Source organism: Quadrisphaera sp. DSM 44207 (assembly GCF_900101335.1).
Lineage (GTDB): Bacteria > Actinomycetota > Actinomycetes > Actinomycetales > Quadrisphaeraceae > DSM-44207.
Window position 1 is genome coordinate 61,285 of record NZ_FNKA01000003.1, and the last position, 25,742, is coordinate 87,026.

At 77.3% G+C, this 25,742-nt stretch carries 27 protein-coding genes and 1 pseudogene; 8 read left to right on the forward strand and 20 right to left on the reverse strand.

Translation table 11 applies throughout. The features are described from left to right. Window positions 1–519 precede the first annotated feature (519 nt). From BLS82_RS10680 to BLS82_RS10695, 4 genes are read right to left on the reverse strand one after another with little or no spacing between them, the layout of a single operon-like run. On the reverse strand, window positions 520–1,488 hold the full coding sequence (locus BLS82_RS10680) for a mechanosensitive ion channel family protein (RefSeq protein ID WP_143028817.1): 969 nt from the start codon (window positions 1,486–1,488) through the stop codon (window positions 520–522). Next, window positions 1,455–2,165: a GerMN domain-containing protein gene (locus BLS82_RS10685; RefSeq protein WP_176819053.1), complete on the reverse strand. Its 711-nt coding sequence runs from the start codon at window positions 2,163–2,165 to the stop codon at window positions 1,455–1,457. The genes BLS82_RS10680 and BLS82_RS10685 overlap by 34 nt, the downstream gene beginning before the upstream one ends. Further along, the gene (locus BLS82_RS10690; protein WP_092865509.1) at window positions 2,162–3,610 is read right to left on the reverse strand and encodes a sensor histidine kinase; all 1,449 of its coding nucleotides are present in this window, start codon (window positions 3,608–3,610) and stop codon (window positions 2,162–2,164) included. Before BLS82_RS10690 ends, BLS82_RS10685 begins: the two co-directional genes overlap by 4 nt. Further along, a complete protein-coding gene (locus tag BLS82_RS10695) occupies window positions 3,607–4,284 on the reverse strand; it encodes a response regulator transcription factor (RefSeq protein WP_092865512.1) in 678 nt (225 codons plus the stop codon). Before BLS82_RS10695 ends, BLS82_RS10690 begins: the two co-directional genes overlap by 4 nt. A 410-nt stretch (window positions 4,285–4,694) precedes the next feature. On the opposite strand from BLS82_RS10695, the pseudogene BLS82_RS16795 reads away from it, so the two are divergent. Beyond that, window positions 4,695–5,093: pseudogene (locus BLS82_RS16795) on the forward strand (phosphatase PAP2 family protein); the annotation flags it as partial. A gap of 498 nt (window positions 5,094–5,591) precedes the next feature. On the opposite strand, the gene BLS82_RS15355 reads toward BLS82_RS16795, so the two are convergent. From BLS82_RS15355 to BLS82_RS10760, 13 genes are all read right to left on the reverse strand, one after another. Further along, window positions 5,592–6,200, reverse strand: a complete 609-nt coding sequence (locus BLS82_RS15355) for a DUF2238 domain-containing protein (RefSeq protein ID WP_143028818.1) — start codon at window positions 6,198–6,200, stop codon at window positions 5,592–5,594. 52 nt (window positions 6,201–6,252) lie between these two features. Next, window positions 6,253–7,050 (reverse strand): DUF389 domain-containing protein, encoded by a 798-nt coding sequence (locus tag BLS82_RS10705; protein ID WP_092865515.1) that lies wholly within the window; start codon window positions 7,048–7,050, stop codon window positions 6,253–6,255. A gap of 91 nt (window positions 7,051–7,141) precedes the next feature. Continuing rightward, a complete protein-coding gene (locus BLS82_RS10710) occupies window positions 7,142–7,870 on the reverse strand; it encodes a permease (RefSeq protein ID WP_092865518.1) in 729 nt (242 codons plus the stop codon). 98 nt (window positions 7,871–7,968) lie between these two features. Then, entirely contained in the window at window positions 7,969–8,538 is a 570-nt protein-coding gene (locus BLS82_RS10715; protein ID WP_143028819.1) for a hypothetical protein, read from the reverse strand. A 105-nt stretch (window positions 8,539–8,643) separates the two neighbouring features. Next, entirely contained in the window at window positions 8,644–9,153 is a 510-nt protein-coding gene (locus tag BLS82_RS10720; protein WP_092865524.1) for a hypothetical protein, read from the reverse strand. Window positions 9,154–9,264: 111 nt separating this feature from the next. After that, window positions 9,265–9,564, reverse strand: a complete 300-nt coding sequence (locus tag BLS82_RS10725; RefSeq protein ID WP_092865527.1) for a DUF3040 domain-containing protein — start codon at window positions 9,562–9,564, stop codon at window positions 9,265–9,267. A gap of 334 nt (window positions 9,565–9,898) precedes the next feature. Next, window positions 9,899–10,534: a GerMN domain-containing protein gene (locus BLS82_RS10730; protein WP_092865530.1), complete on the reverse strand. Its 636-nt coding sequence runs from the start codon at window positions 10,532–10,534 to the stop codon at window positions 9,899–9,901. 264 nt (window positions 10,535–10,798) lie between these two features. Next, window positions 10,799–11,392 carry a hypothetical protein gene (locus tag BLS82_RS10735; protein ID WP_092865533.1) on the reverse strand — a complete coding sequence of 198 codons (594 nt, stop codon included), beginning with the start codon at window positions 11,390–11,392 and terminating at the stop codon, window positions 10,799–10,801. 175 nt (window positions 11,393–11,567) lie between these two features. After that, window positions 11,568–12,518, reverse strand: coding sequence for a VOC family protein (locus BLS82_RS10740; protein ID WP_218123834.1), 951 nt, complete (start codon window positions 12,516–12,518; stop codon window positions 11,568–11,570). A 93-nt stretch (window positions 12,519–12,611) separates the two neighbouring features. After that, window positions 12,612–13,997 carry a sensor domain-containing diguanylate cyclase gene (locus BLS82_RS10745; RefSeq protein ID WP_092865536.1) on the reverse strand — a complete coding sequence of 462 codons (1,386 nt, stop codon included), beginning with the start codon at window positions 13,995–13,997 and terminating at the stop codon, window positions 12,612–12,614. Window positions 13,998–14,074: 77 nt separating this feature from the next. Then, window positions 14,075–14,362 (reverse strand): Dabb family protein, encoded by a 288-nt coding sequence (locus BLS82_RS10750; RefSeq protein ID WP_092865539.1) that lies wholly within the window; start codon window positions 14,360–14,362, stop codon window positions 14,075–14,077. Beyond that, entirely contained in the window at window positions 14,359–15,831 is a 1,473-nt protein-coding gene (locus tag BLS82_RS10755; RefSeq protein ID WP_092865542.1) for an MFS transporter, read from the reverse strand. The genes BLS82_RS10750 and BLS82_RS10755 overlap by 4 nt, the downstream gene beginning before the upstream one ends. Continuing rightward, window positions 15,828–16,325: a MarR family winged helix-turn-helix transcriptional regulator gene (locus tag BLS82_RS10760; protein ID WP_092865545.1), complete on the reverse strand. Its 498-nt coding sequence runs from the start codon at window positions 16,323–16,325 to the stop codon at window positions 15,828–15,830. The genes BLS82_RS10755 and BLS82_RS10760 overlap by 4 nt, the downstream gene beginning before the upstream one ends. A 40-nt stretch (window positions 16,326–16,365) precedes the next feature. Here BLS82_RS10760 and BLS82_RS10765 point away from each other — a divergent pair, with 40 nt between their 5' ends. Then, window positions 16,366–17,286, forward strand: coding sequence for an SDR family oxidoreductase (locus tag BLS82_RS10765; RefSeq protein WP_092865548.1), 921 nt, complete (start codon window positions 16,366–16,368; stop codon window positions 17,284–17,286). A gap of 11 nt (window positions 17,287–17,297) precedes the next feature. After that, the gene (locus BLS82_RS10770) at window positions 17,298–17,915 is read left to right on the forward strand and encodes an NAD(P)-dependent oxidoreductase (RefSeq protein WP_176819054.1); all 618 of its coding nucleotides are present in this window, start codon (window positions 17,298–17,300) and stop codon (window positions 17,913–17,915) included. A gap of 472 nt (window positions 17,916–18,387) precedes the next feature. Here BLS82_RS10770 and BLS82_RS10775 read toward each other — a convergent pair whose 3' ends face one another. After that, entirely contained in the window at window positions 18,388–18,951 is a 564-nt protein-coding gene (locus BLS82_RS10775; protein WP_092865554.1) for a M20/M25/M40 family metallo-hydrolase, read from the reverse strand. A 76-nt stretch (window positions 18,952–19,027) separates the two neighbouring features. Between BLS82_RS10775 and BLS82_RS10780 the strand changes: the two genes are divergently transcribed. Continuing rightward, window positions 19,028–20,896 carry a glycosyltransferase family 2 protein gene (locus BLS82_RS10780; RefSeq protein WP_092865557.1) on the forward strand — a complete coding sequence of 623 codons (1,869 nt, stop codon included), beginning with the start codon at window positions 19,028–19,030 and terminating at the stop codon, window positions 20,894–20,896. Between the two features lie 137 nt (window positions 20,897–21,033). Beyond that, window positions 21,034–21,363: a putative quinol monooxygenase gene (locus BLS82_RS10785; protein WP_092865560.1), complete on the forward strand. Its 330-nt coding sequence runs from the start codon at window positions 21,034–21,036 to the stop codon at window positions 21,361–21,363. Window positions 21,364–21,396: 33 nt separating this feature from the next. On the opposite strand, the gene BLS82_RS10790 is transcribed toward BLS82_RS10785, so the two are convergent. Beyond that, on the reverse strand, window positions 21,397–21,738 hold the full coding sequence (locus tag BLS82_RS10790) for a DUF3040 domain-containing protein (RefSeq protein WP_176819055.1): 342 nt from the start codon (window positions 21,736–21,738) through the stop codon (window positions 21,397–21,399). A 185-nt stretch (window positions 21,739–21,923) separates the two neighbouring features. Then, window positions 21,924–22,469: a hypothetical protein gene (locus BLS82_RS10795; RefSeq protein ID WP_092865565.1), complete on the reverse strand. Its 546-nt coding sequence runs from the start codon at window positions 22,467–22,469 to the stop codon at window positions 21,924–21,926. Window positions 22,470–22,811: 342 nt separating this feature from the next. On the opposite strand from BLS82_RS10795, the gene BLS82_RS15750 reads away from it, so the two are divergent. From BLS82_RS15750 to BLS82_RS10810, 3 genes are read left to right on the forward strand one after another with little or no spacing between them, the layout of a single operon-like run. Beyond that, on the forward strand, window positions 22,812–23,195 hold the full coding sequence (locus BLS82_RS15750; protein WP_176819056.1) for an STAS domain-containing protein: 384 nt from the start codon (window positions 22,812–22,814) through the stop codon (window positions 23,193–23,195). A gap of 34 nt (window positions 23,196–23,229) precedes the next feature. Further along, window positions 23,230–23,973, forward strand: a complete 744-nt coding sequence (locus BLS82_RS10805) for a sulfite exporter TauE/SafE family protein (protein ID WP_092865571.1) — start codon at window positions 23,230–23,232, stop codon at window positions 23,971–23,973. A 48-nt stretch (window positions 23,974–24,021) separates the two neighbouring features. Then, window positions 24,022–25,725, forward strand: coding sequence for a flavin monoamine oxidase family protein (locus tag BLS82_RS10810; protein WP_092865574.1), 1,704 nt, complete (start codon window positions 24,022–24,024; stop codon window positions 25,723–25,725). Window positions 25,726–25,742: the final 17 nt, after the last annotated feature.

Below are 25,742 nucleotides of genomic sequence, written 5' to 3' on the forward strand. Positions count from 1 at the left end.
TGGAGGAGCGGCGCGGCTGCGGGCACGCTGGCCGCGAGCACCCGGGAGGCGAGCGTGCGGGCAGGGGACGACCAGGCGTCCGGCCGGACGGCGGGGAGTCGGGCGGCGGCGAGGTGGAGGTCTCCGTCTCCGCCGACAACGCGAGCGTGCGCACGGAGATCGCCGCGTTCGAGGCCTTCGGGTACCCGCTGAGCTCGCGCACCCTCCTCGTGCAGCACGACCCCGACGGCCTCTCGCCGTACGCTCAGGCCGAGGCGTGCGCGGCGTCGCCGTCACCCGGGGCGGGTACGGCGACCTCACCCCGATCCTGGGCGCCCTGCCGGTGCCGAACACCCTCGGCCTGTTCCCGTCCTCCTCCTCCGCGGGGACGACAGTGGTCACCTACCTGTTCGTGCGCCCCGGCGCCGGGTTCGCGCAGCAGACCGGCGCCGCCCGCGAGTTCGCCGCCGAGCACGTCCCGGAGCCGGAGGACGCCCTCGTCGGTGTCACCGGCTCCGTGCCGGCCCGCGCGGGCGCCGGTCACCGCCCGCCGTCCGGCCCCGTCCGCCCGTCCCGCCCGTCCCGCCCGGCCGCCGGTCGCTGCGGGTCCTGCGGGTCGCGCCCGGCCAGGGCGGCGGCGAGGCGCGGGGAGGCGTCCAGCAGCCTGGTCTCGGGCGGCATCTCGACGCCCTCGCGCTCGAAGGCGGCCACGACGGCCTCGATCACCCGGTCGCGGGTCTCCAGGGCCTCCAGCTGCCGGGCTCCGGACCAGAAGCGCAGCTCGAAGACCACCGAGGAGGCCCCCAGCTCGCACAGCAGGCACTGCGGGGCGGGGGCCTCGGCCACGCCCGGCAGGTCGTGCACCGCGGCCAGGGCCACCGCGCGGGCCCGGGGGAGGTCGGTGCCGTAGGCCACGCCGACCTCCACGGACGTGCGGATGCTGTCGTAGCCGGTCTGCACCGTGACGACCTCCCCGTGCACGGTGCTGTTCGGCACCAGCACACGGCGGCCGTCGAAGGTGCGCACGACCGTCTCGCGCAGGTTCACCTCCTCCACCGTGCCGCGCACCTCGTCGACGGCGATCTGGTCGCCGGCGCGGAACGGCTCGCGCACGAGGATGAGCAGTCCCGCGAAGAGGTTGGACAGCACGTTCTGGAAGGCGATGCCGACCGCGACCGACACCACGCCCAGGCCGCCGAGGACGTCGACCGGGCGCACGCTGGGGAAGGCGACGGTCAGCCCGGCTCCCACGCCGAGGGCGGCTGCGGCGAAGCCCGCGAGGGTGGCGAAGACGCGGGCGTAGGAGGCGGTGTGGCGCCGGGCCAGCCACGCGCGCACGGCCCACCGCACGAGCCGGGCGAGCAGGAAGCCGGCGAGGACGACGCCGGCGCCGACGGCGACCTGGCGCGGCTCGATCGGCGGCAGGCGCAGCGCCTCCTCGAGGTCCACCCCGGAGGACGCGAGGAGGCGCGCGCTCAGCGCGAGCACGGAAGAGCCGGTCCCCAGCACGGGGCCAGTCTCGTCGAGGTCGTGGGCGCGTCCGTGGCGGCACCCGCGACGGGGCCCGTGGTGCCCGTGCCCGTGCCCGTGGCGGTGCCCGTGCCAGGGTCCGGCGCCGCCGGCGGTGCCACGGAGGCGTAGTCCGACCGCTCGACCGGGTCGCCGCTCAGCCCGGTGTCGGTCGGCACCTCCACGGGCACCCCCTCGATGGTGAACCGCACCCGCTGCACACCGGGAGCACCCGTGACCGTCCACACCAGCTGGGCCACGGCCAGCAGCTGCGCGCCTCCCGAGACGCTGGCGAGGTCGCCCGTCGCGGCGACGACGACGGTGGCGGGGTCGCGCTCCGGGTCGGGGCCGGCGGCGAAGCGCTGCGGCACCAGCGCGGTGCGGGTCCCCGCCACGACCTCGGCGCTCGAGGGGCCGACGACCAGCTGGTCCAGCGCCGCCTGAGCGGAGCGCTCCGGCGCGGGACGGGCGACCTCGTGCAGCCGGGAGCCGCGCACGAAGAACACGGCGACGTCCGCGCTGCCGCTCGGCGGCGCCGTCGCCGTCCGCGACGGCGCGCCGACCTCGACGGGCTCCGGGTGCTCCTGCGGGCGCACGCTGCAGCCGGCCAGCGCCGCGGCCAGGACGGCGCAGGCCAGCGCAGCGAGCACCGCGGCGACGGGGCCGCGTCCGCTCACGGGCGCACCTCCCGCGCGGGCAGGGCGACGACGAACCGCGCCCCTGCCGATGGGCTGGCCCGCACCTCCAGGCGCCCGTGCAGCAGGTGCACGTGGCGCGCGACGAGGGAGAGGCCCAGCCCGGCCCCGCACGTGCTCGTGCTGGCGCTGCCGCGCCCGCGCGCGAAGCGCTCGAGGACGCGCTCGCGCTCCTCGGGGGCGACGCCCGGGCCGTCGTCGTCCACGCAGACCCGCGCCTCGCCGTCCCCGGCCTCGACGCGGACGGCGCTCAGCCCGCCCCCGTGGCGCTCGGCGTTGTCGACGAGGTTGGCGACCACGCGCTCGAGGCGGCGCTTGTCGGCGCGCACCACGAGCGCCCCGGCCTCCGGTGCCACGACGAGGCGGCCGCGCAGCCCCGCGGGCAGCGCGTGCTCGACGAGGGAGGGCAGGTGCACGTCCTCCAGGACGACGTCGGCGCTGCCGGCGTCCGCGCGCGAGATCTCCAGCAGGTCCTGCACCAGCCGGGTGAAGCGGTCGAGGTCCGCGCGCAGCAGGTCGAGCGCCTCCTGGCCGTCCTCGGGCAGGGACGAGCGGTGCCCGTCGAGCAGCGCCGCGGCCGTGACCATCGTCGTCAGCGGGCTGCGCAGCTCGTGGCTGACGTCGGCGGCGAAGCGCGCGTCGCTGCGCACGCGCCGCTCGAGCGCTGCCGCCGTCTCGTTGAAGGACGCCGCGATGGGCTCGAGGTCCGGGTCGCCGCAGGGGTCGATGCGGGCCCGCAGGTCACCGGCGGCGATGGCGGCGGCCGCCTCGGCGACGCGCTCGAGCGGGCGCAGCGCGGGCCGGGTGGCCCAGCGGCCCAGCAGCAGCGCGCCCAGCGGCAGCGCGAGCACGGCGCCCGCGAGCACGGCGGACAGCACGCGGTAGGTGCTGTCGAGCTCGTCGAGGGGGAAGACCTCGAAGTAGGCCGCGTCGACGCCCGCCAGCGGGAGCCCCACGGCCAGGCGCGGGCGGCCGTCGACCTCGATCCGCTGGGCCGCGGGCTGCCCGGCGACGACGACGCGGCGCAGCTCCTCCGGCAGCGCCTCGCGCCCGGTGGTCAGGGAGGTGGTGGACCACTCCCCGCCCGTGACCACGAGGGACGTCGACCCGGTCTCCCGCGGCAGCTGGGAGAGCAGCTGCGGCGCGGTCAGCCCCTGGGTGGCGAGACCGCGCTGCAGCTGGTCGGCGTTGGCGACGGCCTGCGCCACCACGGCCTTCTCGCGCAGCACCAGCAGGTAGCTCGACACCGTCGACCACACGGCCAGCGCCGTCACCGCGGAGAGCACCAGGGCCAGCGCCGCGAAGGCGAGCGTCGCGCGGCCCCGCAGCCCCCGCCACCGGAAGGACCGCGTCCTGGCGGAGGGTCGCCGCCTGCCGGAGGGCCGGGCACCCGCCGCGGACGCCGCCGTCAGGGGCGGCGCCGTCACGGGGCCAGGCGGTAGCCCATGCCGCGCACGGTGGTGACCGCCGTGGGGTGGCTCGGGTCCGCCTCGACCTTGGTGCGCAGTCGCCGCACGTGGACGTCCACCAGCCGCGCGTCGCCGAAGTAGCCGTAGCCCCACACCCGCTCCAGCAGCTCCTCGCGGCTGAGCACCCGGCCGGGCACGGCGGCGAGCTCGCACAGCAGGCGGAACTCGGTGCGGGTCAGCGCCACCGGCTCGCCGCCGCGCCGCACCACGCCCTCGTCGGGGAGGACCTCCAGGTCGCCGACCTGCACGCGGTGGCGGGAGGCGGCCCCGCTCGAGCGGCGCAGCAGGGCCCGGATGCGGGCGGAGAGCTCCTTGGGCACGAACGGCTTGGAGACGTAGTCGTCGGCGCCGGCCTCCAGGCCCGCCACGACGTCGTGGCTGTCCCCCCGGGCCGTCACCATGATCACGGGGGCGTCGCTGGTGCGCCGCACCTCTCGACACACCTCGAAGCCGTCCTTGCCGGGCAGGACGAGGTCGAGCAGGACGACGTCCGCGCCCGTGCGCGCCAGCACGTCGAGGCCCTCCTCGCCGGAGGCGGCCTCGTGGACCTCGAAGCCCTCGCCCGTGAGGGTCATGCGCACCAGGCGGCGGATGCGGTCGTCGTCCTCGATGATCAGCACCGACCGTGCCATGGAGGCACCGTACGCACCCGCCGGCAGCGGCGCAGCAGCCGGGCGGCCGGCTCGCGACCCGGAGGTCGCGGGCGCGTGTCGAGACGGTGACGACCGCCCCGCTGGCCTCGCTCGCCGCGGACACCGGCCTCCAGCGTCGGTGCGGGCGCGCTGAGGAGGGCCGATGGGAGAGGGCGCCGGGACGGACCGGTGGATGGCGAGGGCGGGGCGCTTCGGCGCGCGGTCGCTGCTGGGCCCGGTGGCCGTCCTGCTCGGTGGCGTGCCCTTCACCCTCCTGCTGCTGGTCGCGCGCCGGTGGGGGCCGCTGAGCGAGGTCGACGCCGGGGTCGCGGCGGACCTCAACGCCGCGGTCAGCGCCTCTCCGCCCCTCGCGGGCGCCCTGCGCGTCGTGACCGACCTCGGCGGCACCGGTGTCGTCACCGTCGTCCTGGTGCTGGCGACGGTGTTCCTGCGCATCCGGCAGCAGCGGCGGCTGGCGCTCTGCGTCGCCGTCACCGGCCTCGGCCTGGCCGTGCTGGTGCCGGTCACCGAGGCGCTGGTCGGCCGCGCGCGCCCCGTCGTCGACGTCCCCGTCGTCGCGGTGCCGAGCGGCGCCAGCTTCCCCAGCGGGCACGCGATGTCCGCCCTCGTCGCCTACGGGGCGCTGCTGCTCGTGCTCCTGCCGGCCGTGGGGCGCCGCGCGCCCCTGGCTCGTCGTGCTCACGGCGCTCGTCGTGCTGGCGGTCGGCCTCACCCGGCTCGCCCTGGGCGTGCACTTCGTCTCCGACGTCCTGTCCGGCTGGGCCCTGGGGGCGGCGTGGCTGGGCGTGACCACCGCGGCCTTCCGCGGCTGGCAGCACAGCGCGGGGCTGCGCACGCACGAGCCCCTCGACCCCCTGGAGGCCGACGCCGACCCCCGGCTGGACCTCGACAGGTCCGGACAGGCGGTCCTGCCCGGCGGGTGGGCGGCGGTCGGGCGGCTGGCGCTCGCGGCCGCCGCCGTCCTCGGCGTGCTGACGGCGCTCGGCCTGCTCGTCACCGCGGTGCTGACGACCACCTGGGTGGGCCGGGCGGTCCGGCAGGTGGTCCGGTTCCTCGCGGAGCACCGCACCGAGCTGCGCAGCGAGGTGGCCGGGGCCGTGGGGATGCTGGGCGGCACGCGGGAGGTGATCGCGGTGTCGCTGGCGACCGCCGTCCTGGCCCTGGCGGTGGCGGCGAGCTGGCGGCCCGCGGTGTTCGTCGTGGTCGCCGTGGCCGGCGAGGCGCTGCTGCACCTGACCACCTCCCGCACGGTCGGCCGGGCCCGCGGACCCCCGCGGCCCCGGGCCCTAGCGCGCTGCGCCGGTGGACGCCGCTCCGCGGTGCGCGACGCCGTGCCGCCGGCGTCGTCCCCACGCCGTCACGAGTCCTCCGGCGACGGCGGAGCCGAGCATGCCCGCGAAGAGGTCGACGACGGTGTCGGTGTAGCCGACGAGCATCCCCGCAGGGGCGATCTGCTCGACGATCCACTCGTAGTACTCCCACAGCACGGCGGCGGTGGTGCCGACGAGGACCACCCAGACCGCCGGCGCCGAGGACCGCAGGGCGGGGGAGGCGCCGCGCGCCGGGGGCAGCAGGCGGAAGCGGACCAGGACGAAGTACGCCACGGCGGCCAGGCTGCCGGGGGTCAGGAAGTGCACCAAGACGTCGAACCAGGCGATCTCGCGGTACCAGTGCTGCACCGAGGCCCACGTGGCCAGGATCAGGAGGACCGCGAAGGCGCCCGCGAACGGTGCCGGCACGTCCGCTGCGCGGGCGGCGAGCATGAAGCCGACCATGAGGGCGAAGCGCAGGGCGCCGTCCCAGTCGCCGGTGACCGCCAGCCAGACCGCGCTGGCGACGGCCACGAGGACCGCCAGGTCGAAGATCCACCGGCCGGCAGTGCGAGAAGCGCTCACGGTCGTCCTCCTGTCGTCGCGGCGGCACCGGTCGGGCGGCGCCGCACGGGCTTCACGTCTGCGGTGAGCTGGAGCTGGCGGTCGCGCTGGTGCTGGGTCCGGTGGTGCTCGGGGTCTTCGGGATCGTGCCGGTGGACTGGGCCCAGACGAGGAGCAGGCCGACGAGGGCCACGACGGCCACCGGCACCAGCGCCAGGGGGCGCAGCCCGGCCCGCCCGGCGGAGGCGAGCACCGCCACGACGCCCATGGCGATGACCAGCCCGACGTTCACCAGCAGCAGGAGGGCGCCGCCGAGCGCGAGGACCGGCGCGCCGCCGTACAGGGCGATCACCGCGGCGCCCAGGGCCGGCACCAGCGCCAGCGCAGCCACCGTCCCGATGAGCGTGTCGGTCTTCGACCGCGCCTGGGCGGTGGTGCCCGCCAGCCCGGCGGCGAGCGCGGCCGCCACGGACCACCAGCCCGGGTGCAGGCGCTCCTGCAGCAGCGGCTCGGCGAGCAGGACCGCGTCCGGGGGGATGACGTTCGCGAGGTCCATGACGCCGGTGGTCGCTCCCGCGGCGGCGGAGGCCAGCACGAGGCCCGCCAGCGCCACACCCAGTCCGCGCGCAGCCTCCTCACGGCGTCCCGCGGCCAGGGCGAGGGGGACCACCGCCAGGGGTGGCATCAGCGGCGCGACGATCATCGACCCGATGAGGATGGGCACCGAGCCGGACAGCAGCGCCACCGCGGCCAGCACCCCGGAGCAGCTCATGTACAGCAAGTAGCTGCCGGACAGCTGCACCTGGGCGGCGGTCCGCTCCAGGGTGTCGTCGTCGACGAGGGGTCGGACGAGGGATCCGAGCGCGCTCATGCGGTCCGTCCTGGACGAGGAGCGGTGCCCGGCCCCGCCGGTGCGCGCCGTGGGTGCGGCGCGGGTGGGGCCGGGCACCGCACGGGTCGGTTCAGCGCACGGTGACCGCGTCGGGCTCGACGTCCTCCTTGCGCGGCCACGTCCTGGCGCCGAGCAGGCCGCCGAGGGCGGAGGCGATGACGGCCAGCCCGAGGCCGAGGACGGCGAAGCTGGCCGCCGAGCGCGCCGTGGCCACCGCCTGGGCGGGGTCGATGTCCGGGGCGTTCAGCTGCTGCAGGTCCACCACCTGGGTGACGGCCCCGGCCAGCGACCCGAACAGGGCGCCGCCGCCGAGCAGGGTGAGGAACAGGAACGCGACCACGCCGAGGGCCCACACGAGGATCCCGTGCAGCAGGCCGTCGTCCGCGCCGCGCCACATCGCGGTGGCCCCGGCGGTCAGGCCGCCGAGGAAGAAGGCGAGCAGGCCCAGCAGCCCGCTGACCCACCCGGCGTTGGTGCCGCCGGCCCCGACGCCGAGGTCGAGCCAGCCCAGGGCGAGGAAGACCAGCTCCAGGAGCAGGAAGGTGGGCAGGGCCACGATCAGCCCGGCCCACACCGGGCCCCAGCGGACCCGGTCGCGCCGCTGCGCCTCCACGGCGACGTTCACGGGCTCGTCCCTGGTCCCCACCGGTGGGGCGGCGGGCCGGACGACGGGCTCGACGCGCTCGACGCGCTCGGTCTCCCGCACCACGGGCGGCGGGAGCACCTCGCGCTCCGCCGGGGCGGGCGTGGCGGGGACCGCGCCGGTGGAGCGGTCGCGGTCGAAGGGCTGTGCACTCATCAGGGAGTCCTCCTAGCGGGGATGGCGTGGGGATCGGTCAGTGGTGGTGCAGTCGTGGGCCGACGTCTCGTCCTCGACGTCCGTTCGCGGGCGCTCGCTCATCCGGTGACCGGCTCGACGGCCTCCACCTCCCGCCACGGGCCGTCGACGAACTCGTCCAGCGCTCCGTCCGGCCACGCCTCCGGGTACGTCTCGTCCAGGTCCGAGGAGGCCAGCCCGTCCTGGACCAGCCCGGTGACCAGCACCGTCTGCCCCGCGGCGATCTCCTCGGTGGGGCCGACGGCCACGAACGCCCCGCCAGCGGCCAGGACCGGCAGGTCGGGAGCGCTGTCTCCTTCGGGCGGGACGTCCTCCTCCAGGTCCATCGCGCCGTCGCCGAAGCCCTCCTCACCACCGAGGTCACCGGCGCTGCGGTCGACGCCGGGAGCGGTCAGGGTGAAGGCGCCGGGGACGAGGACCTGCTCGACCACCGCCTCGATCGCCACCGGCTCCCCGAGGAAGTCCGCCGGCTCGGCCAGCAGCTCCTCCGCGGTGATCGCCGGCTCCAGCTCCACGTCCTCCTCCGGTGGTTCGAGGCCGTCCTGGGCCCCCAGCCAGGTCTGCGGGTCGGTGGGCACCACCACCGTCGTGCCGGTCCTCCGGGGCCAGCTCGCTGCAGCGTCGGGCACGTACTCCTCTCCTCTCCGGTCGTCCGGTCGTCCGGTCGTCGGTCCCTGGTCGGTGCCGCCGACGCCGTCGCGGCCCGGGCTCGGCGGTGCGCGCGCTCGTGCGGGTCAGCGGACGGCCACGGACGTCGCCTGCACGGCCGGGTCCCCCTCGAAGTCCTCGAGGGCCTCCTCGGCGAAGTTCACCTCGAGGTCCTCCTCGGCGCCGGCGATCGAGAAGTCCACCACCGTGCCGGACACCTGCACGACGTCCCCGATCGCCAGGGCGGTGGGCACGTCCGCTCCCAGGACCAGGAGCGGGTCCTCGCCGACCTCGATCCCACCGATGAGGAACGCGCGCGGGCTGAGGACCTGCGAGACCTCCCCGTCGAAGTCGACCTGGTCCCCGACCCGGCCCTCCAGCACCTCCTGGGACAACCCGCTCTCCTGGTCCTCCCCCAGGCCCGGCTGGTCGTCGTCGGTCTCCTCGACCTGGTCCTCCAGCTGCTGGTCCTGCAGATCGCCCTGCTCGGGCACCGTGGGCGGGTCGTCCACGACACCTCCTCCGCATCCCGGGAGCACGAGGACCGCGGTGGCGACGGCGAGCACGGTGCAGCGGGTGCGGCGGTGCGAGAACATGACCCTCCTCGAGGTTCGGACCCGGCCTCCGGGAGACGCCCGGTCGGGCTGGAGCACTCCTTCACTCCTGTGACGCTTGCTGAACGGCGTGACGAGGCATCGCTGCGGCGGTCAGCGGGGACGACGTCCCCAGGCCCCCGGCGGGCCGTGCCGGGCGAGCGGACCGGTCAGCGGGCTGAGGGCCACGGAGCCGAGGAGGACGACCACCCCGATCGGGATCAGGACGCTTCCGAGGCCCGCCGCGCCCGCCAGGACGGTGACGAACCCGATGGCGGCCCACACCGCGCGGGCCGGCACCCGGAGGCGGCGGCTGGAGGGCCAGCGCGCCAGCAGGTGCGCCAGGGCCGGGTCCTCGGCGATGAGGTGGCGCTCGATGGCCGCCAGCTCCCGCCGGTGCTGATCACTGAGCACGGTCTACCTCCACGTGGTCCCTCGATGCGGAGCGCAGCACCGGCGCGGCGGTGGCGGGCTGGTCCGGACCGGCGCGGGAGTGCGGCTCGCAGGTGGTCCTGCGGGGGCAGGGCCACCTGCGGCGCCACCACCGTGGCGCCTCCTCGGGGGGAGGGTCCAGCCCGGTCCGGGCCGGGCTGCGGATCGTCATGGTTTCGACACGCCCGTGACTCCGCGGCTCCACGGGTGTGGCGTCTGCGTGACGGACCGCAGCGAGGGCGCGCTCGTGGGGTGCCGTGGGCGAGCAGCACCAGCGCCGCCGCGAGGACACCGGCGAGGCGGACGAGGACCCTCGTCACCTCCCACCTCCTCGGTCGGGCTCCGGGTGCGCCGGTGCACCGGGCCGGAGCAGCTCGAGCGGGGCGACGGAGGCGTAGTCCGCGCGCGCGACGGCCTCCGGGGACAGGCCGTCGTCGGTGGGCAGCTCCACGCTGCGGTCGCCGACGACCACCCGCAGGCGCTGGACGCCGTCCGCCCCGGTCAGCGTCCACACCAGCTGTCCCACGGCAAGCAGCTGGCTGCGCCCGGACAGCCCCGACAGCTCCTCCGTGGCGGTGACCACGGCCGTCCCGGCAGGGGGACGCGGGTCGGAGACCACCAGGGGCTGGGGAGGCAGGGCCGTCCTCAACCCCGACCCGACCTCGGCGCGCGTCGGTCCGGCCACGAGCGCAGACAGCGCTGTCTGAGCCGAGGAGTCGCGCACCCGGCGCACCACGGGGGTGAGGCGGTCCCCTCGCACCAGGTAGACCTCCACCTGCTGGGACCCGCCGTCCACCCCCGGGACGCTCGGGTCCGTGGTGCTGGGCAGGTCGACGGCGACGGGTCGCTGCTGAGGCAGTACCTGGCAGCCGCCCAGGAGCACGCCGAGCAGGGCGCCCAGCACCCCGAGCAGCACGGGCACCGGTGCGGCGGGCGTCCCTCGCGCGGACATCCCGTTCCTCCTCCCACCGGTGCCGGACGCCCCGTCAGCCGTGCGCGCGGGGTGCGTCCCAGGGCCGCAGGCGGTCCTGCGGGGGAGCGGGACCGCCTGCGGCACCACCACCGTGCGCAGGACGGATCGGCGCGTTCCAGGCGCCGGGCCGGATCGTCACGCAGACGCCACACCGGTGTCCCGCCGGGAGCGGACGCGTGTCGAGACGATGACGACCCCGCCTGCCTGAGCCTCCCCGACCGCGGCGACGGACCTGCTCGTGGCTCAGCCGGTGGCGAGCTCGATCGCGGCGGCGTCGACCCAGGGGCCGCCGGTGTAGGCGTCCAGGGCCCCGTCGGGCCAGTCCACGCCCAGCTCGGCCTCCAGCGCGGCCTGGTCCAGGTCGCCGCGCACGGTGCCGCCGACGGTGATCACGTCGCCGTCGGCCAGCTCGGTGGTCGGGCCGATCACCAGCACGGTCCGGTCGGGGCCGGCCGCGGCGCCGCTGGCGTCGTCGGTGATCGTGAAGGCCTGCTCGCCGACCACGCCGGCGACCGGCGCCTGCACGACGACGGTCTGGTCGACGTACCCGGCGGGGTCCGCCACCAGCTCCGCGGCCGCCACGGTCGGCTCGCCGGCGACGCGCTCGACCGACCCCTCGTCGATGTCCTCGGGCGCCAGCACCTCCCCGGAGACGGTCTCGTCGGCCTCCGCGGCCGCGGTCGGCTCCTCGGCCCCCTCCGCGGCGGGCTCCTCGACCTGCAGCGGGTCCCCGGGGTCCGGCTCGTTCTGGGCGCACCCCGCCAGGGCCAGCGGGGAGAGCACCAGCAGGCCCGCCGCGAGCATCGGGGCCCGGGCGCGCAGCGCGTGGGTCAGCATGTCGGTCCTCCTCGTCGCCGGACGCCGTCGTCGGACGTCCGTGCTCCCACCGTGGGACGGCGGCACGGGACCGTCACGGCAGACGCGGCCCGCGCGCCGGACTGTCACGGCAGTGCCGAGGAGGCGTCACGCCACCGTCATGCCCGCGCCCCGCGCCAGGGGGCGGGCGGGGGGCTCAGGCGTCCGCGCTGACCTCGACGACGCTGCGCCACGGGTCCTCGAAGCGCAGGGTGCGCCCGTCGTCGCGGAAGGTCGCGCCCGCGCGGGACAGCCGCGCGGCGAGGGCGTCGAGGTCGTCGCGCCCTGGGACGGCGATGGAGACCCGGCCCAGGCCGATGGTCGCCGCCCGCGGACCCGCCCCGAGGCTGGTCCAGGTGTTCATCGCCACGTGGTGGTGGTAGCCCCCGGCGGAGACGAACAGGGCCGTGCCGAGGTCGGCCGTGACCTCGAAGCCGAGCGCGTCGACGTAGAAGGAGCGGGCGCGGGCGATGTCGCCGACCTTCAGGTGCACGTGCCCGACGTCCGCGGACGCCGCCTCCTGCCCGGCCAGGTGCTCGCGCAGGAAGGCGTTCGGGTCCAGGGGGATCGAGTCCATCGCGACCCGGTCGCCGTGCCACCGCCAGCTCTCGCGCGGGCGGTCCCAGTACAGCTCGATGCCGTTGCCCTCGGGGTCGGCGAAGTAGAACGCCTGGGAGACCAGGTGGTCCTGGGCGCCGACGTAGCGCGAGCGCGGGTGCGCCGCCGCGCGGGCGACGGTGGCGGCCAGCGACGCCCGGTCGGGCCAGAGCAGGGCGGTGTGGAACAGGCCCGCCTGGCCCGGGCGGGCGGGCGGCAGGTGCGGCGTGTGCACGAGGACGACCAGGGGCGTGCCGCCGCGGCCGAGGACGACGGGCGCGGCGGCGCCGCCGGCGCGCGCGGCGTCCCCCGGCGCCGAGGGGCGGGTCGCGTCGAGCGGGAGGTCCTCCAGGCCCAGCGCCTCGCGGTAGTAGCCGGCGGTGCCGTCCAGGTCCGCCACGTGCAGCGTGACGGCGTCCATGGTCGTGGCCGCCGGCAGCACGAGGTCGCTGTCGAGAGCGCCGGCGGGGGCGGCAGCGGTGGTGCCGTCCGCGGCGGGGGTGCTGGTCACGGGATCGCCTCCTGGGCCCGAGGTGCATGAACGCTCATGCGGCTGCTGCGGGCAACGCGCGCCCCGGCTGCGCTGTTCCCGACCGGTGGCGCCCTAGCGGCCGACCACCGTGTCCCGGCCGGCCTCCTTGGCGGTGTAGAGGGCCGCGTCGGCGCGGGCGAGCAGGCGCTGCAGCGGCTCCGCGCCGTCCCACGTGGCGTAGCCGATGCTGCAGCGCTGGCCCATGGGGACGGCGTCGCGCACCCGCTCGAGCATCCGGGCGGCGTCCGCCTCGCCGCACTCGGGCAGTGCGATGGCGAACTCGTCGCCGCCCCAGCGGGCGACGACGTCGACGCCGCGCAGCGCGCCGCGCACGCCCTCGGCCAGCGCGCGCAGCAGCTCGTCGCCCGCCAGGTGCCCGTGCGTGTCGTTGTAGGCCTTGAAGCGGTCGAGGTCGAGCAGGGCGACCGTGAGCGGGTGGCCGGTGCGGCGGGCGCCCGACAGCAGGTGCTCGACCCGGCTGTCCCACCCCCGGCGGTTGCCCAGCCCCGTCAGGCTGTCCGTGACGGCCGAGCGCTCGAGCTCGCGGACCATCCGGGCGTGGTCGAGCGCCACCGCCGCCTCGTCCGCGAGCAGGCGCACGGCCTGCGCCGCGCGGTCCTCCAGGTCCGCGACCGGGTGCGCCCACGTCACGGTGAGGACGGCCGTGACGCGGCCGCGCGCCACCAGCGGCTGGCTCAGCAGCGCGCGGGCCTGCGCGGGCGCGACGCCCTCGCGGGCGAGCAGGTCCGCCGGCGGCTCGGCGACGACCAGCGGGCTGCCCGTGCGGTAGGCGTGCGCCGAGGCCGCCGGCGCGCCGAAGGGCACTCCGGGGGCCCCGGCGTCCACGCCCGCGGTCGCGGTCGGGCTCAGCCCCTCCGCGCCCGCCTCGCGCAGGGCGGCGGTGCTCGCCCCGGCGAGCTCCCGCGCCGCCTCGACGATCATCGACCGGGGGTCCTCGCCCGCCTGCAGCCGCCGCACGAGGCGGGCCGTCGCGGCCAGGTTCGCCTCGGTCGTCCGCAGCGCCAGCTGCGCCTCCTTCTGGCGGGTGACGTCCTCGACGTGCGTGACGGTCCACGGCTGCCCCCGCGGCCCGGTGGTCGTGGTCACCGTCAGCCGCGCCCAGCGCACCTCGCCGTCGGGGCGCAGCACCCGCTCCTCGCGGCGCACGACGCCGTCGTCCGCGGCCAGCAGCTCCGCCGCGGCGTCGCGGTGCGCCGCCGGGTCGTCGGGGTGGGTGAACGCCGTCCGCGACCGGCCCAGCAGCTCCTCCTCGGAGCGGCCGAGCAGGGCGCACAGCGCCGGGTTCACCGCGATCAGGCGGTCCTGCTCGTCGGAGAGGCCGATGCCGACGGGGGAGGCGGTGAAGACGCGGCGGATGCGCTCCTGGTGCTCCGCGCGCGCCGCCCCGGCCAGGCGCCGGAGCAGCTCGCGCGCGCGGTGACGTCGGCCGCCCCCCACGGCTCCCCTCCCCCCTGACGACGAGCCGGAGCGACGCTAGCGCAGGCGCCCAGGTCGCGCCGGGGTCGGAGGGCCGGTCAGAGGGGGAACTGGGCGCGGGCGATCTGCTCCGAGATGGGGTCGAAGAGCTCCCGCCGCACCCGGTCGTGCTCCTCGTCCTGGTCGTAGCGGCGGTAGGCGTCGGCGTCGGCGAGGTCGACGGTGATCGCGTAGTCCCAGGTGCCCGCCCGCAGCCCGGCGTCGCGCCCGACGCGCATCTCGAGCAGCCCGTCGACGCGCACGCGCGCGAGCGCGGCGAGCGCCTCCTCCACGCGGGCGGCGGGGACGTCGGGGTGCAGGCGGCCGAGGACGACGTTGCGGATCACGGGGTCATCCTCGCGGATCCCGTGCCGTCCTCACCGGTGCCGTCCTCGACCGGCCTCGCGGGTGCCGTCCTCGCGGGCGCCGTCCTCGCGGGTGCCGGCCGCAGCGCGACCGCCGAGACCGCGGCGCCCGCGACGAGCAGGCCCGCGCACACGAGCATCGCGGTGCGGAAGGCCGGCTGCAGCACCGCCGGGTCGGTGTGCTCGTCCCCGTCCAGGCCCACCACGAGCGGCAGCGCTGCCACGGCGAGCAGCCCGGCCGCCCGCGCCACCGCGTTGTTCACGCCGCTGGCGACGCCGGCGTGGCGGTCCTCGACGGCCGCCAGCACGGTCGCGGTCAGCGGCGCGACGGTCAGGGCCAGGCCGAGCCCGAGGACCGCGACCGGCGGCAGGACGTCGAGCCAGTACGACGAGGCGGGCCCGATCCCCGCCGCCCACGCCACGCCCGCGGCCGCCACGAGCGGCCCGAGCGTCATGGGCAGCCGCGGCCCGGTGCGCTGGGCCAGCGCCCCGGCGCGCTCGGAGAGCAGCAGCAGGAGCACCGGAACCGGCAGCAGCGCCGCCCCCGCGGCCAGCGGGGAGAAGCCGCCGACCACCTGCAGCGCGAGCACGAGCAGGAAGAAGACCCCGCCCAGCGCGGCGTAGACGGCCAGCGTGGCCAGGTTCGCCCCGGTGGAGCGGCGGTCGGCGAAGACCTCCAGCGGCACCGTCGGAGCTCGCGAGCGGGCCTGCACCCCGACGAAGGCGCCCAGCGCGGCCACCCCGAGCGCCAGGCCGGCGACCACCGCGCCGTCCGCGCCCCGCTCGGGCCAGGCGACCAGCGCCCAGGTCAGGGCGCCGAGGCCGGCGGTGCCCAGGACGACGCCGGGCACGTCCAGCCCCGGCGCCGCGAGCGGGTCGCGGGTCTCCGGCACGTGCCGGGCCGCCACGAGGACCAGCGCGGCCAGCGGCAGGTCGACCAGGAAGATCCACCGCCAGCTCGCCGCCTGCACCAGCCACCCGCCGAGGAAGGGGCCGAGCGCCGTCGCGACGCCGCTCAGGCCCGACCACGCGCCGATGGCGCGGGCGCGGTCCTCGGGCGCGAAGACGGCCTGGAGGATGGCGAGGCTGCCGGGGGTCAGCAGCGCGCCTCCCACGCCCTGCAGCGCGCGGGCCGCCACGAGGACGCCGACGTCCGGCGCCAGCCCGCACAGCAGGGACGCGAGCGCGAACCAGACGGTGCCGACGACGAAGACGCGGCGGCGTCCGCACCGGTCGCCGAGGGAGCCGCCGAGGAGGATCAGCGAGGCCAGGGTGAGCGTGTAGGCGTTGACGGTCCACTGCAGGCCGGCGAGGTCGGCGCCCAGGTCGGCGCCGATCGCGGGCAGGGCGGTGTTGACCGCGGTGGCGTCGAGGAAGGCCACGCCCGAGCCGAGCACCGTGGCCGCCAGCGTCCAGCGCGCGGCCGGCTCGCCCCAGCGCACGCCGCTCACGGCCGCTCCGCCGGCTCCTCGAGCGGAACGGTCGCCACGGACGCCGCGAACCGGCCGAGCAGGTGCGCGAAGGCGTCGAGCTCCTCGGGCGCCCACCCGTGCAGCAGCCGGGTCAGGTACGCGCGCCGGTGCGCCTCCGCGGCGTCCAGCAGCCGCTCGCCCTGCTCGGTCAGCGCCAGCGCGGCGCGCCGGGCGTCGGTGAGCGACGCCGTCCGCCGCACGAAGCCGGCGGCGACGGCGGCGGCCACGAGGCGGCTGGCCGTCGACTCCTCGACGTCGAGGCGCTGGGCGACCAGCCGCACCGGCACGTCGGCGCCGCCGTCGAGCGGTCCGGCGGCCACGGCGCCGACGACCAGGACGTGGGACATCTCCACCGGGGCGGCGACGTCGCGCTGCAGGGCCAGCTTCGTGCCCGGCCGCAGCCAGAGCCGGCGCAGCCCGACCAGCGCCGCGTCGATGCGGGCCAGGGGCTGCCCGGGCTGCTCCTCGGCCACGCCGGGATGCTAGCCCGGCGAAAGCCTGTACCGTACAGGTGTGTCCACGGGTGGAGCCGCGCAGCCCTCGCCGCCTCCGCCGTCCGGCGCGCCCGTCCTCGTGACGGCCGCCACCGGCACGGTCGGCCGCGACGTCGTGGAGGGCCTGCTCGCGGCGGGCGCCGACCTGCGCGCCGCCAGCCGCGACCCGCAGCGCGCGGCGGCGTCCCTGCCGGCCGGTGCCCGCACCGTCCGCTTCGACCTGGCTGACCGCGGCACCTGGCAGCCGCCGCTGGAGGGCGTGCGCGCCGTGTTCCTCGTGCGCCCGCCGGAGCAGGCGCGGGCGCGCCAGGGCCTGCTCCCCTTCGTCGACGCGGTCGTCGCCGCCGGGGTGCAGCGGGTGGTCTTCCTCTCCGTGCAGGGCGCCGGGCGCAACCGCCTGCTGCCGCACCGCGCGGTGGAGGACCACCTGCGCCGCTCGGGCACCGCGTGGACCTTCCTGCGGGCCGGGTACTTCCTGCAGAACCTCGTCACCGTGCACCGGGCGGAGATCCGCGACCGCGGCGAGATCTTCGTGCCCGCGGGCTCCGGGCGCACCGCCTTCGTCGACACGCGCGACGTGGCGGAGGTGGCCGTGCGCGCCCTCACCCAGCCGGGTCACGAGCGCCGAGCCCACGAGCTGACCGGCAGCGAGGCCCCGACCTACGACGACGTGGCCGCCGTGCTGACCGAGGTGCTCGGCCGCCCGGTGCGCTGCGCCCGCCCCGGCCCGGTCGAGTACGTGCGCGAGCAGCTGCGGCGCGGGATGCCGCCGCCGCTCGTGCTGGTGACGCTCGTGCTGTACACCACCGCCCGCCTCGGCCTGGCGGGGCACCTGAGCGACGACCTGGCGCGCGTGCTGGGCCGTCCGCCGCGCACCGTGCGCGACTTCGTCCGCGACCACGCCGACGCGTGGCGCCCGGCAGGGAGGGATCGATCGTGAGGCTCGCCGTCTTGGGAGGAACCGGCCGCACCGGCCGGCACGTGGTGCAGCAGGGTCTGGCACGCGGCCACGACGTCACCGTCCTGGCCCGCGACCCCGAGCGCGTCGGCGACGGCGCCCGCGCGGTGCGCGGCGACGTCACCGACCCGGACGCCCTGGAGCGCGTCGTCCGCGGCGCGGACGCCGTGGTCGTCGCGCTCGGGCCCGCCCCGGGCTCCCCGCCACCGGTGCAGACGGAGGGCCTGCGGCTGCTCCTGGGCGTGCTCGACGGCGCCGGCGCGGCGCCGCTCGTCGTGGTCTCCGGCGCGGGCGCCGACGCGCCGGGGGACCGCAAGCGCCTGGTCGACCGGGTCGCCAGCGCGCTCGTGCACCGCCTGAACCGCGCGGACGTCGAGGCCAAGGAGGCGCAGCTGGCGCTGCTCGCCGCCAGCGGGCGGGCGTGGACGGCGGTGCGCCCGCCGGTGCTCGTGGACGGGCCCGCGGCCGGGGCGCAGCTGACGATGCGCTCGCCCGGCCCCAGCCGGGTGCCCCGCGCCGACCTGGCGGCGCTGCTGCTCGACGAGGCCGCCGCGCCCCGGTTCAGCGGTCGGGCGCCGTTCGCCGCCCCGCTGCGGCGCCGCCTGAGCTGACCCGCCCGGCGCCGTCCGGACCCGACCCGCCAGGGGTCGTCCGGACCCGACCCACCAGGGGTCGTCCGGACCTGACCCGCCCGGCGCAGGCGACCGGCCGCCGTCCAGCGGTGAGCACAGGGCGCCCCCGTGCTCATAGGACGAGCACGGGGGCGCCCCGTGCTCACCGCTGATGGGCGTGATCCCGCCCAGTGCCCATCGCTCGGGAGGCTGAGCGCGCCCGTCGTCCAGCAGCCGCCCGCGGAGCGGCTGCGCCCTCGTCGCGCAGCGCTGCGTGCGCGCGCGGTGGCGCGCCGTCGCGCCCGAGGCCAGACTCCGCACTCGCAGTACGCCTGCACTGCTGCATCGCGGCGCGCCGACGGCGATGCAGCACGGCGACGGCACGCCGGCGGCACGCCGGAGACACGGTGGTGACACGGCGGTGACACGGCGGTGACCACGAGCCCGCGCTCGCCGACCGCCCGCAACCCCCTCAGCGCGCCGAGTGCACCAGGTACTCGGCCAGCAGGCGCGCGCACCCGTCGATCGCGCCGCGGTGCACCACCTCGTCGCCGTGCGTGCTCAGCGTCGGCAGCCCGATCAGGCCCGAGCGAGGCGCCTGCCCCTTGCTCTTCGACTGCGACGCGTCCGACTCGAACGAGCGCAGCGCGGCCGGCTGCGGGGAGGACCCCAGGTCCGCACCGATCGCGAGCAGCCGGTCCGCGATCGCCTCGTCGTACACGCCCGCCGCGTCGGCGTGCGCGATCACCGGCCCGCCGTCCACGGTGGTGCCGTACTCGGCCTCGGTGGGCCCGACGTCCACCGCGAGCGTGACCGACCCGGGCAGCGACGCGCTCGCGTACGACGCGCCGACGCCCCCGAGCTCCTCGCCCGTCGTCATCACGAGGTGGACGTCGGCCGCCGGGCGCCGCCCCTGGGCGCGCAGCTGCCGCGCCGCCGACAGCACCGCGACCAGGGCCGCGCGGTCGTCGAGGAAGTCACGCGCCGATGATGGTGCCGCGGCGGGTCGGTCGCGCGGGCAGCGCGCCTCGCCCATGATCGTCCGGGGCGCGAGGACCCGAGGGCGCGAGGACGCCCCGGGGACGCCACAGACTGGGAGCAGGAGGTGGGGCGTGGCGCAGCCGCTCGTCAGCGTGCTGGTGCCCGTGCACCAGCAGGCGGCGTTCCTGCCGCGCGCGCTCGCGAGCCTGCTCGCCCAGGACGAGCAGCGCTGGGAGGCGCTCGTCCTCGACGACGGCTCCACCGACGACGTCGCCGCGGCGCTGGAGCCCTTCGCGCGCGACCCGCGGGTGCGCACCGCGGGGTGGGCTCGCAACCGCGGCCTCGGCGCCACCCTCAACGCCGGCCTGGACGTCGCGCGGGCCCCCGTGCTCGCCCACCTGCCCGCGGACGACGTCTGGTACCGCGACCACCTGTCCTCCCTGCTCGCCGTCCTGGCCGACCCCGCGGTCGTCCTCGCGCACACCGGCGTCCGCTCCGCCGGCGACCGGGTGGGCCTGGGCGCGCCCGGCACGCCGTACCTGCAGCTGGTGCAGGTCGCGCACCGGGCGGGTGCGCACCGCTGGACCGAGCGCGAAGAGCTGGAGAGCGACGACCTCGACCTGCTGATGTGGCGCAGGGTCGCCGCCGACGGCGCCACGGGCAGCACCGGCCGGGTCACGTGCGAGTGGACCGACCACCCCGCGCAGCGGCACAAGGCGATCCGCGAGCTGTTCGACGGCGGCCTCAACGTCTTCCGCCGCCGCTACGACGTCCGGCACCCCCTGCGGTTCCGCTCCACCGACAGCGGCACCGTCGACGAGGTCACCCGCTACGCCCGCTTCCGCGAGCCCGAGCGCGAGCCCGAGCACGGGCACGGGCCCGAGCGCGCGCCGTCCGCCGGCGGCCTCGACGTCCTGCTCGTCGGCGAGCTGGCGTTCAACCCCGAGCGCGTCCTCGCCCTGAGCGAGCGCGGGCACCGCCTGCGCGGGCTGTGGACCGACGAGGGGCTCGGCGACTCCACCGTCGGCCCGCTGCCGTTCGGGCGCGTGCGCGACCTGCCGCGCACCGGCTGGCAGGACGTCCTGCGCGCCGACCCGCCCGACGTGCTCTACGCGCTGCTCAACTGGCGCGCGGTGCGCTTCGTGCACGCGGTGCGCCGCGCCGCCCCGCACCTGCCGTTCGTGTGGCACTTCAAGGAGGCGCCGCAGGCGAGCCTGCGGCGCGGGGACTGGCCGCTGCTCGCCGACCTCGTCACCGGCGCCGACGCCTGCCTGGTCGCCACCGAGGAGGAGCGGGCGTGGTTCCTGCAGGCGCTGCCCGGCCGCCTGGATCCGCAGCGGATCACCGTGATGGACGGGGACCTGCCCAAGCGCGACTGGCTCGACGCGCCGGCGTCCCCGAAGCTCTCGGACGCCGACGGGCAGGTGCACACCGTCGTCGCCGGGCGGCCCAACGGGCTGGACGCCGCGTGGGTCGTCGGCCTCGCCCGCCTCGGCGTCCACACGCACCTGTACGGGCAGGTCGCCTCGCCGGGCCCCGGCGGGGCGTGGCGGCGCTGGTGGGACGACGCGCGCCGGGCCGCGCCGGGGCACCTGCACCTGCACCCGGCGGTCGGCCCGCAGGACTGGGTGCGGGAGCTGTCGCGCTTCGACGCCGCCTGGCTGCACCGGTTCACGAGCGCCAACGGCGGCGACGTGCGGGCGGCCACCTGGGACGACCTGAACTCGCCCGCGCGCCTGCCCGTGCACGCGGCCGCCGGGCTGCCGTCGCTGCAGCAGGCCAACCCCGGGCACCTCGTGGCGGTCGAGCGGGTGCTGCGCGAGAGCGGCACCGGGCTGCTCTACCGCGACCTCGAGCACGCCGTCGAGCTGCTGCACGCCGAGCGGGCGAGCCGGACGGCGGGGCGGGCGACCTGGGCCGGGCGCGAGGCGCTCACCTTCGACGCGCACGCCGACCGGCTGGTCGAGGTGCTGCGCGGCGCGGTCGCCCGGCGGGGGTGAGGCCGGCGCGCCGGCGTCCTTCGGCGCGAGGTGTCGCCAGGTGGGGTTCTCAGGCACCCAGAACCCCACCTGGTGACACCTCGTGGCCCGCGGCGCGCCACGATGGCCCCTGCGACCCCGACCGGAGAGGACCGACCGTGATCTTCATCGTCGTCAAGTTCCCCGTCCGCCCCGAGCGCAGCGACGAGTGGCTGGACCTCGTGCGCCCCTTCACCGAGGCCACGCGCGCGGAGCCGGGCAACATCTTCTTCGAGTGGTCGCGCAGCGTGGACGACCCGGACGAGTTCGTCGTCGTCGAGGCCTTCCAGGACGACGCCGCGCAGGCCCACGTGAGCTCCGACCACTTCAGGGACTTCGTCTCGTGGGCCCCGGACGTCGTCTCCGCCACCCCGAGGATCATCAGCCGCACCGTCCCCGGGGACGGCTGGGACCAGATGGGCGAGATCCAGCCCCGCAGCGCCTCCTAGGCCGGCGGCCGGCGGACCGGCCGCCGGGGCGGCTCAGGGCAGCGTCGGGTCCGCCGGTCGGTGCGGCGGCGAGGGCGGTGGGGGTGAGGGCGGCGCCGCGGACGGCGGCGCGCCCGGGGGCGCGGACGGCGAGGCCGTCGCGAACATCGCGACGACCGTCGTGAGGACCCCCAGGACGACGGCCACGGGCCCCAGCTCGATGGCCCCCGCCAGGACGGCGAGCGCCCCGAGCACCGCCCACGCCAGCGGCGACGACGTCAGGCGCCGCCGTCGTCGCCGCGGGCCGCGCCGCAGCGTCCGGGCCAGCTCCGGCTCCTCCGCGGCCAGCTGCCGCTCGATGGCGGCGAGCCGGCGCCGCTGCTCCGGGTCGAGCACCTCGCACCTCCACCCACCCGCACCCACCCGCACCCGCTGCCCCGCGCGCGGCGACGTCCGTCGACGGCGACGGCAGGCAGCTGCTGGGCCCAGTCAACCCCTCCCCGGCCGGGCTGCCAAGGGGCTGGTCGTGGCCGCGCGCGGCACCCGGACGCGGGTGCCGCGCGGGCGGCCGGCGCGGGTGGTCAACCGGGCGTGACCGACTGCGCCTGCAGGGCGGCGACGCCCTGGTAGCTCTCGAACTGCTCGTCGGCGAGGTCGACGCCGAGCGCCTGCTCGAACTCGCCCGCGGTGAAGATGGCCACCGTGCCGCTGGCCGTCACCGCCGCGCCCTGGGCCACCTCGGCCGGCACGGAGGAGGCGACGACGAGCACGGGCGTCGACCCGCCCTCGTCGGTCTCGAGCGTGAAGGCGTTCGGCGACAGCACCTCCGCGACCGCGCCCGTCAGCTCGACCTGCTGGCCCACCTGCCCCGTCAGGCCCAGGTCCCCCGCGCCCGCGCCGGCGCCGGCGGGGGCCTCGCCCGGCGGCCGGGAGGAGGCCGCCGGCTCCGGCACCTCGGCGTTGCTGGCCGCGGGCGCCGCCTGCTCCCCCTGGTTGGACCCGCAGCCGGTCAGCAGGACGGCGGCGAGCGCGGCGGCCGCGGCGGCGGTCGCGCGGCGGGGAACAGGACGGCGCGCGGGACGGCGCGCGGAGCGGCGGCGAGCGCCGGGCAGGGCGGGCGTGGACATGGCACCTCCAGGACGGGACGGTCCTGCGCGTCTTGCCCCGCGCGGTGGCCGATGACACCCCCGGGGCGGTACGGGCAGGACGGGCCCGCAGCGGACGCCCGCGGGCAGGTGGTCGGGCACGTCCACCCCGGCGGCTCCGTGGCCGACCAGGCGGTGCGCCACGGCCCCGCGCCGGTGCGCACGTCATCGGCCGAGCGCGCGCTCCCGGACGTCTCCTGGGAGTTCCCTGGTCGCGCGCTGGAACAGGGCGGTCGGCGGGCCTGGACGGCGCCGTCCTCAGGACCTACCGTGTGCGGTGGTCCAGCAAGCGGCCGTGTCCTCGCTTCCCCCGGAGCCGCTGCCATGGTCTGTCCCCCGCCATCCTCCGTCGCTGAGCTCACCGCGCTCGGACTGACGTTCGACGACCTGCCGCCCGCCGCGGGCACCGTGGTCGTCTCCGTGGAGCGGGACCGGGCCCTCGTCGTCCTCAGCGGCGAGGTCGACATCGCCTGCTCGCCGCAGACCGACGCCGCGTGCACCGTCGTCGAGCGCCTGGGCGGCCCCGTGGTCGTCGACGCCTCCCGCGTGACGTTCATGGACGCCGCGGCGCTGGGCGACCTGCTGCGCCTGCGCCGCGCCGCCGCGACCTGGGAGCTGCGCCGCGCCAGCCCCGCCGTCCTGCGCATGCTCGAGCTGACGCGGCTGACCGAGGTGCTGGCCGCTCCGGCGCGGGCGGCCTCCGCCTGACGCGGCCCGACCCGGTGGGGTCGACGGCGGGCCGGTGACCGGCCTCACCGGCGGCGAGCTGGCGCTGCTGGCCCTCGCGGCCCTCCTCGTCGGCCTCGCCAAGACCGCGCTCGGCGGGCTCGCGCTGGTCAGCGTCGCCCTCTTCGCCGCCGTGCTCCCGGCGCGGGAGTCCACCGGCGCCCTGCTGCCCCTGCTCGTGGTCGGCGACGTGCTCGCGGTCCAGGCCTACCGGCGGCACGCCGACTGGCGCCTGCTGGGCCGGCTGATGCCCTCCGTCCTCGTCGGGAGCGCCCTCGGAGCGGCCTTCGTCGCGCGCGTGGACGACGCGACGATGCGCCGGCTCATCGGCGCCGTCCTGCTCGTGCTGGTCGCCGTGCACCTGCTGGCCCGCCGCCGCGGCGCGACGGCGCGGGGGACCGGGCGCGGCCACCGGGCGCTCGCCCAGGTCGTCGGGCTGGTCGCCGGCGGCACGACGATGGTGGCGAACGCCGGTGGCCCCGTGATGTCCCTGTACCTGCTGGCCTCGGGGCTGGGGATGATGGGCTTCCTCGGCACGGCGGCCTGGTTCTTCGCCCTCGTCAACGCCGCCAAGGTGCCCCTCAGCGCGGCCCTGGGCCTGATCACCGCGGACTCCCTCCTCCTCGACGCCGCGCTGGCGCCGCTCGTGGTCGTCGGCGCGCTGCTCGGGCGCCGGCTGGTCGCGCACCTGGACGAGGTCCTCTTCGGGCGCCTGGTGCTGGTCCTGACCGTCCTCGCCGGGATCGACCTGCTGCGCTGAACCGGCCGGCTGCGCCGGACCGGCCGGTTGCGCTGCGAAGATCGGGCCATGACCTCCGCCACGCCGGGATCGGCCACCGACGAGGGCTCCGCGCACCAGCCGCAGCAGCCGCTGACCATGGTCGGCCCGGACTTCCCCTTCCCCTACGACGACTGGCTGGCCCACCCCGCGGGGCTCGGCTCGGTGCCGCCCGAGGCGCTCGGCACCGAGGTCGCCGTCATCGGCGGGGGGCTGTCGGGGATCGTCACGGCGTACGAGCTGATGCGCCTGGGGCTGCGGCCCGTGGTCCACGAGGCGCACGAGATCGGCGGGCGCCTGCGCTCGGTGCCCTTCGACGGCCACCCCGGCGTGGTGGCCGAGATGGGCGCGATGCGCTTCCCGCCGTCCGCGACCGCGTTCTTCTCCTACGTGGACGCCGTCGGGCTGGCCACGGAGCCGTTCCCCAACCCCCTGACGCCGGCCGCCCCGAGCACCGTCATCGACCTCAAGGGCCGCACGCACTACGCGCGCACCCTCGACGACCTGCCCCAGCTGTACCGGGACGTCGCGGAGGCCTGGACGCAGACGCTGCGCACCGGCGCGCGCCTGGAGGAGGCGCAGGCCGCCGTCCGCGCCCGCGACGTCCCGGCCCTGAAGGCGCTCTGGAACGACCTGGTCCACCGCCTCGACGACACGACGTTCTACGGCTTCCTGTGCGCCTCGCCGGCCTTCGCCTCCTTCCAGCACCGGGAGGTCTTCGGCCAGGTCGGCTTCGGCACGGGCGGGTGGGACACCGACTTCCCGAACTCGATCCTCGAGATCCTGCGCGTGGTCTACACCGGCGCGGACGACGACCACCGCACCATCGTCGGCGGCAGCCAGCAGCTGCCCCTGCGGCTGTGGCGGCGCTCCCCGCAGGACCTCGCGCACTGGCCCGCGGGCACGACGCTGGCCTCCCTGCACGAGGGCGGGCGCCCCCGCCCGGCGGTGACCCGCCTGCACCGCACGGCGCCGGCGAACCTGACGGTCACGGACGCCGAGGGGGCGATCCGCACCTACCGCGCCGCGGTGTTCACGGCGCAGAGCTGGATGCTGCTCAGCCGCATCGCCTGCGACGAGGCGCTGTTCCCCATGGACCACTGGACGGCGATCGAGCGCACCCACTACATGGGCTCGACGAAGCTGTTCGCGCTCGTGGACCGGCCGTTCTGGCGCGAGCAGGACCCGGTGACCGGCCGGGACCGCATGAGCATGACGCTGTCGGACCGCATGACCCGCGGCACCTACCTGCTCGACCACGGCCCGGACCGCCCCGGGCTGATCTGCCTGTCGTACACGTGGTCCGACGACTCGCTGAAGTGGCTGCCGCTGTCGGCCTCCGAGCGCCTGGCGGTGATGCTGCAGTCGCTGCGGGAGGTCTACCCCGACGTGGACCTGCGCCGGCACATCATCGACAGCCCCGTGACGCTGTCGTGGGAGGCCGAGCGCGACTTCATGGGCGCGTTCAAGGCCAACCTGCCCGGCCACTACCGCTACCAGCGCCGCCTGTTCACCCACTTCGTGCAGGACGACCTGCCCGAGCGCTACCGCGGCCTGTTCATCGCCGGGGACGACGTCTCCTGGACGGCGGGCTGGGCGGAGGGCGCGGTGCAGACGGCCCTGAACGCGGTGTGGGGCGTCGTCCACCACCTCGGCGGCTCCACGCACCCGGACAACCCCGGCCCGGGCGACCGCTTCGCCGAGCTGGCCCCGGTGCTGCTCCCCGAGGACTGACCCGCCCCGCGCCGCAC

Excerpts from the sequence above, each read along its gene's own strand:
- BLS82_RS10705 (WP_092865515.1), bottom strand. The coding sequence starts at position 7,050 with ATGAGCGCGCTCGGATCCCTCGTCCGACCCCTCGTCGACGACGACACC.
- BLS82_RS15750 (WP_176819056.1), top strand. The coding sequence starts at position 22,812 with ATGGTCTGTCCCCCGCCATCCTCCGTCGCTGAGCTCACCGCGCTCGGA.
- BLS82_RS10710 (WP_092865518.1), bottom strand. The coding sequence starts at position 7,870 with ATGAGTGCACAGCCCTTCGACCGCGACCGCTCCACCGGCGCGGTCCCC.
- BLS82_RS10730 (WP_092865530.1), bottom strand. The coding sequence starts at position 10,534 with ATGTCCGCGCGAGGGACGCCCGCCGCACCGGTGCCCGTGCTGCTCGGG.
- BLS82_RS10695 (WP_092865512.1), bottom strand. The coding sequence starts at position 4,284 with ATGGCACGGTCGGTGCTGATCATCGAGGACGACGACCGCATCCGCCGC.
- BLS82_RS10720 (WP_092865524.1), bottom strand. The coding sequence starts at position 9,153 with ATGTTCTCGCACCGCCGCACCCGCTGCACCGTGCTCGCCGTCGCCACC.
- BLS82_RS10795 (WP_092865565.1), bottom strand. The coding sequence starts at position 22,469 with ATGTCCACGCCCGCCCTGCCCGGCGCTCGCCGCCGCTCCGCGCGCCGT.
- BLS82_RS10810 (WP_092865574.1), top strand. The coding sequence starts at position 24,022 with ATGACCTCCGCCACGCCGGGATCGGCCACCGACGAGGGCTCCGCGCAC.
- BLS82_RS10735 (WP_092865533.1), bottom strand. The coding sequence starts at position 11,392 with ATGCTGACCCACGCGCTGCGCGCCCGGGCCCCGATGCTCGCGGCGGGC.
- BLS82_RS10775 (WP_092865554.1), bottom strand. The coding sequence starts at position 18,951 with ATGGGCGAGGCGCGCTGCCCGCGCGACCGACCCGCCGCGGCACCATCA.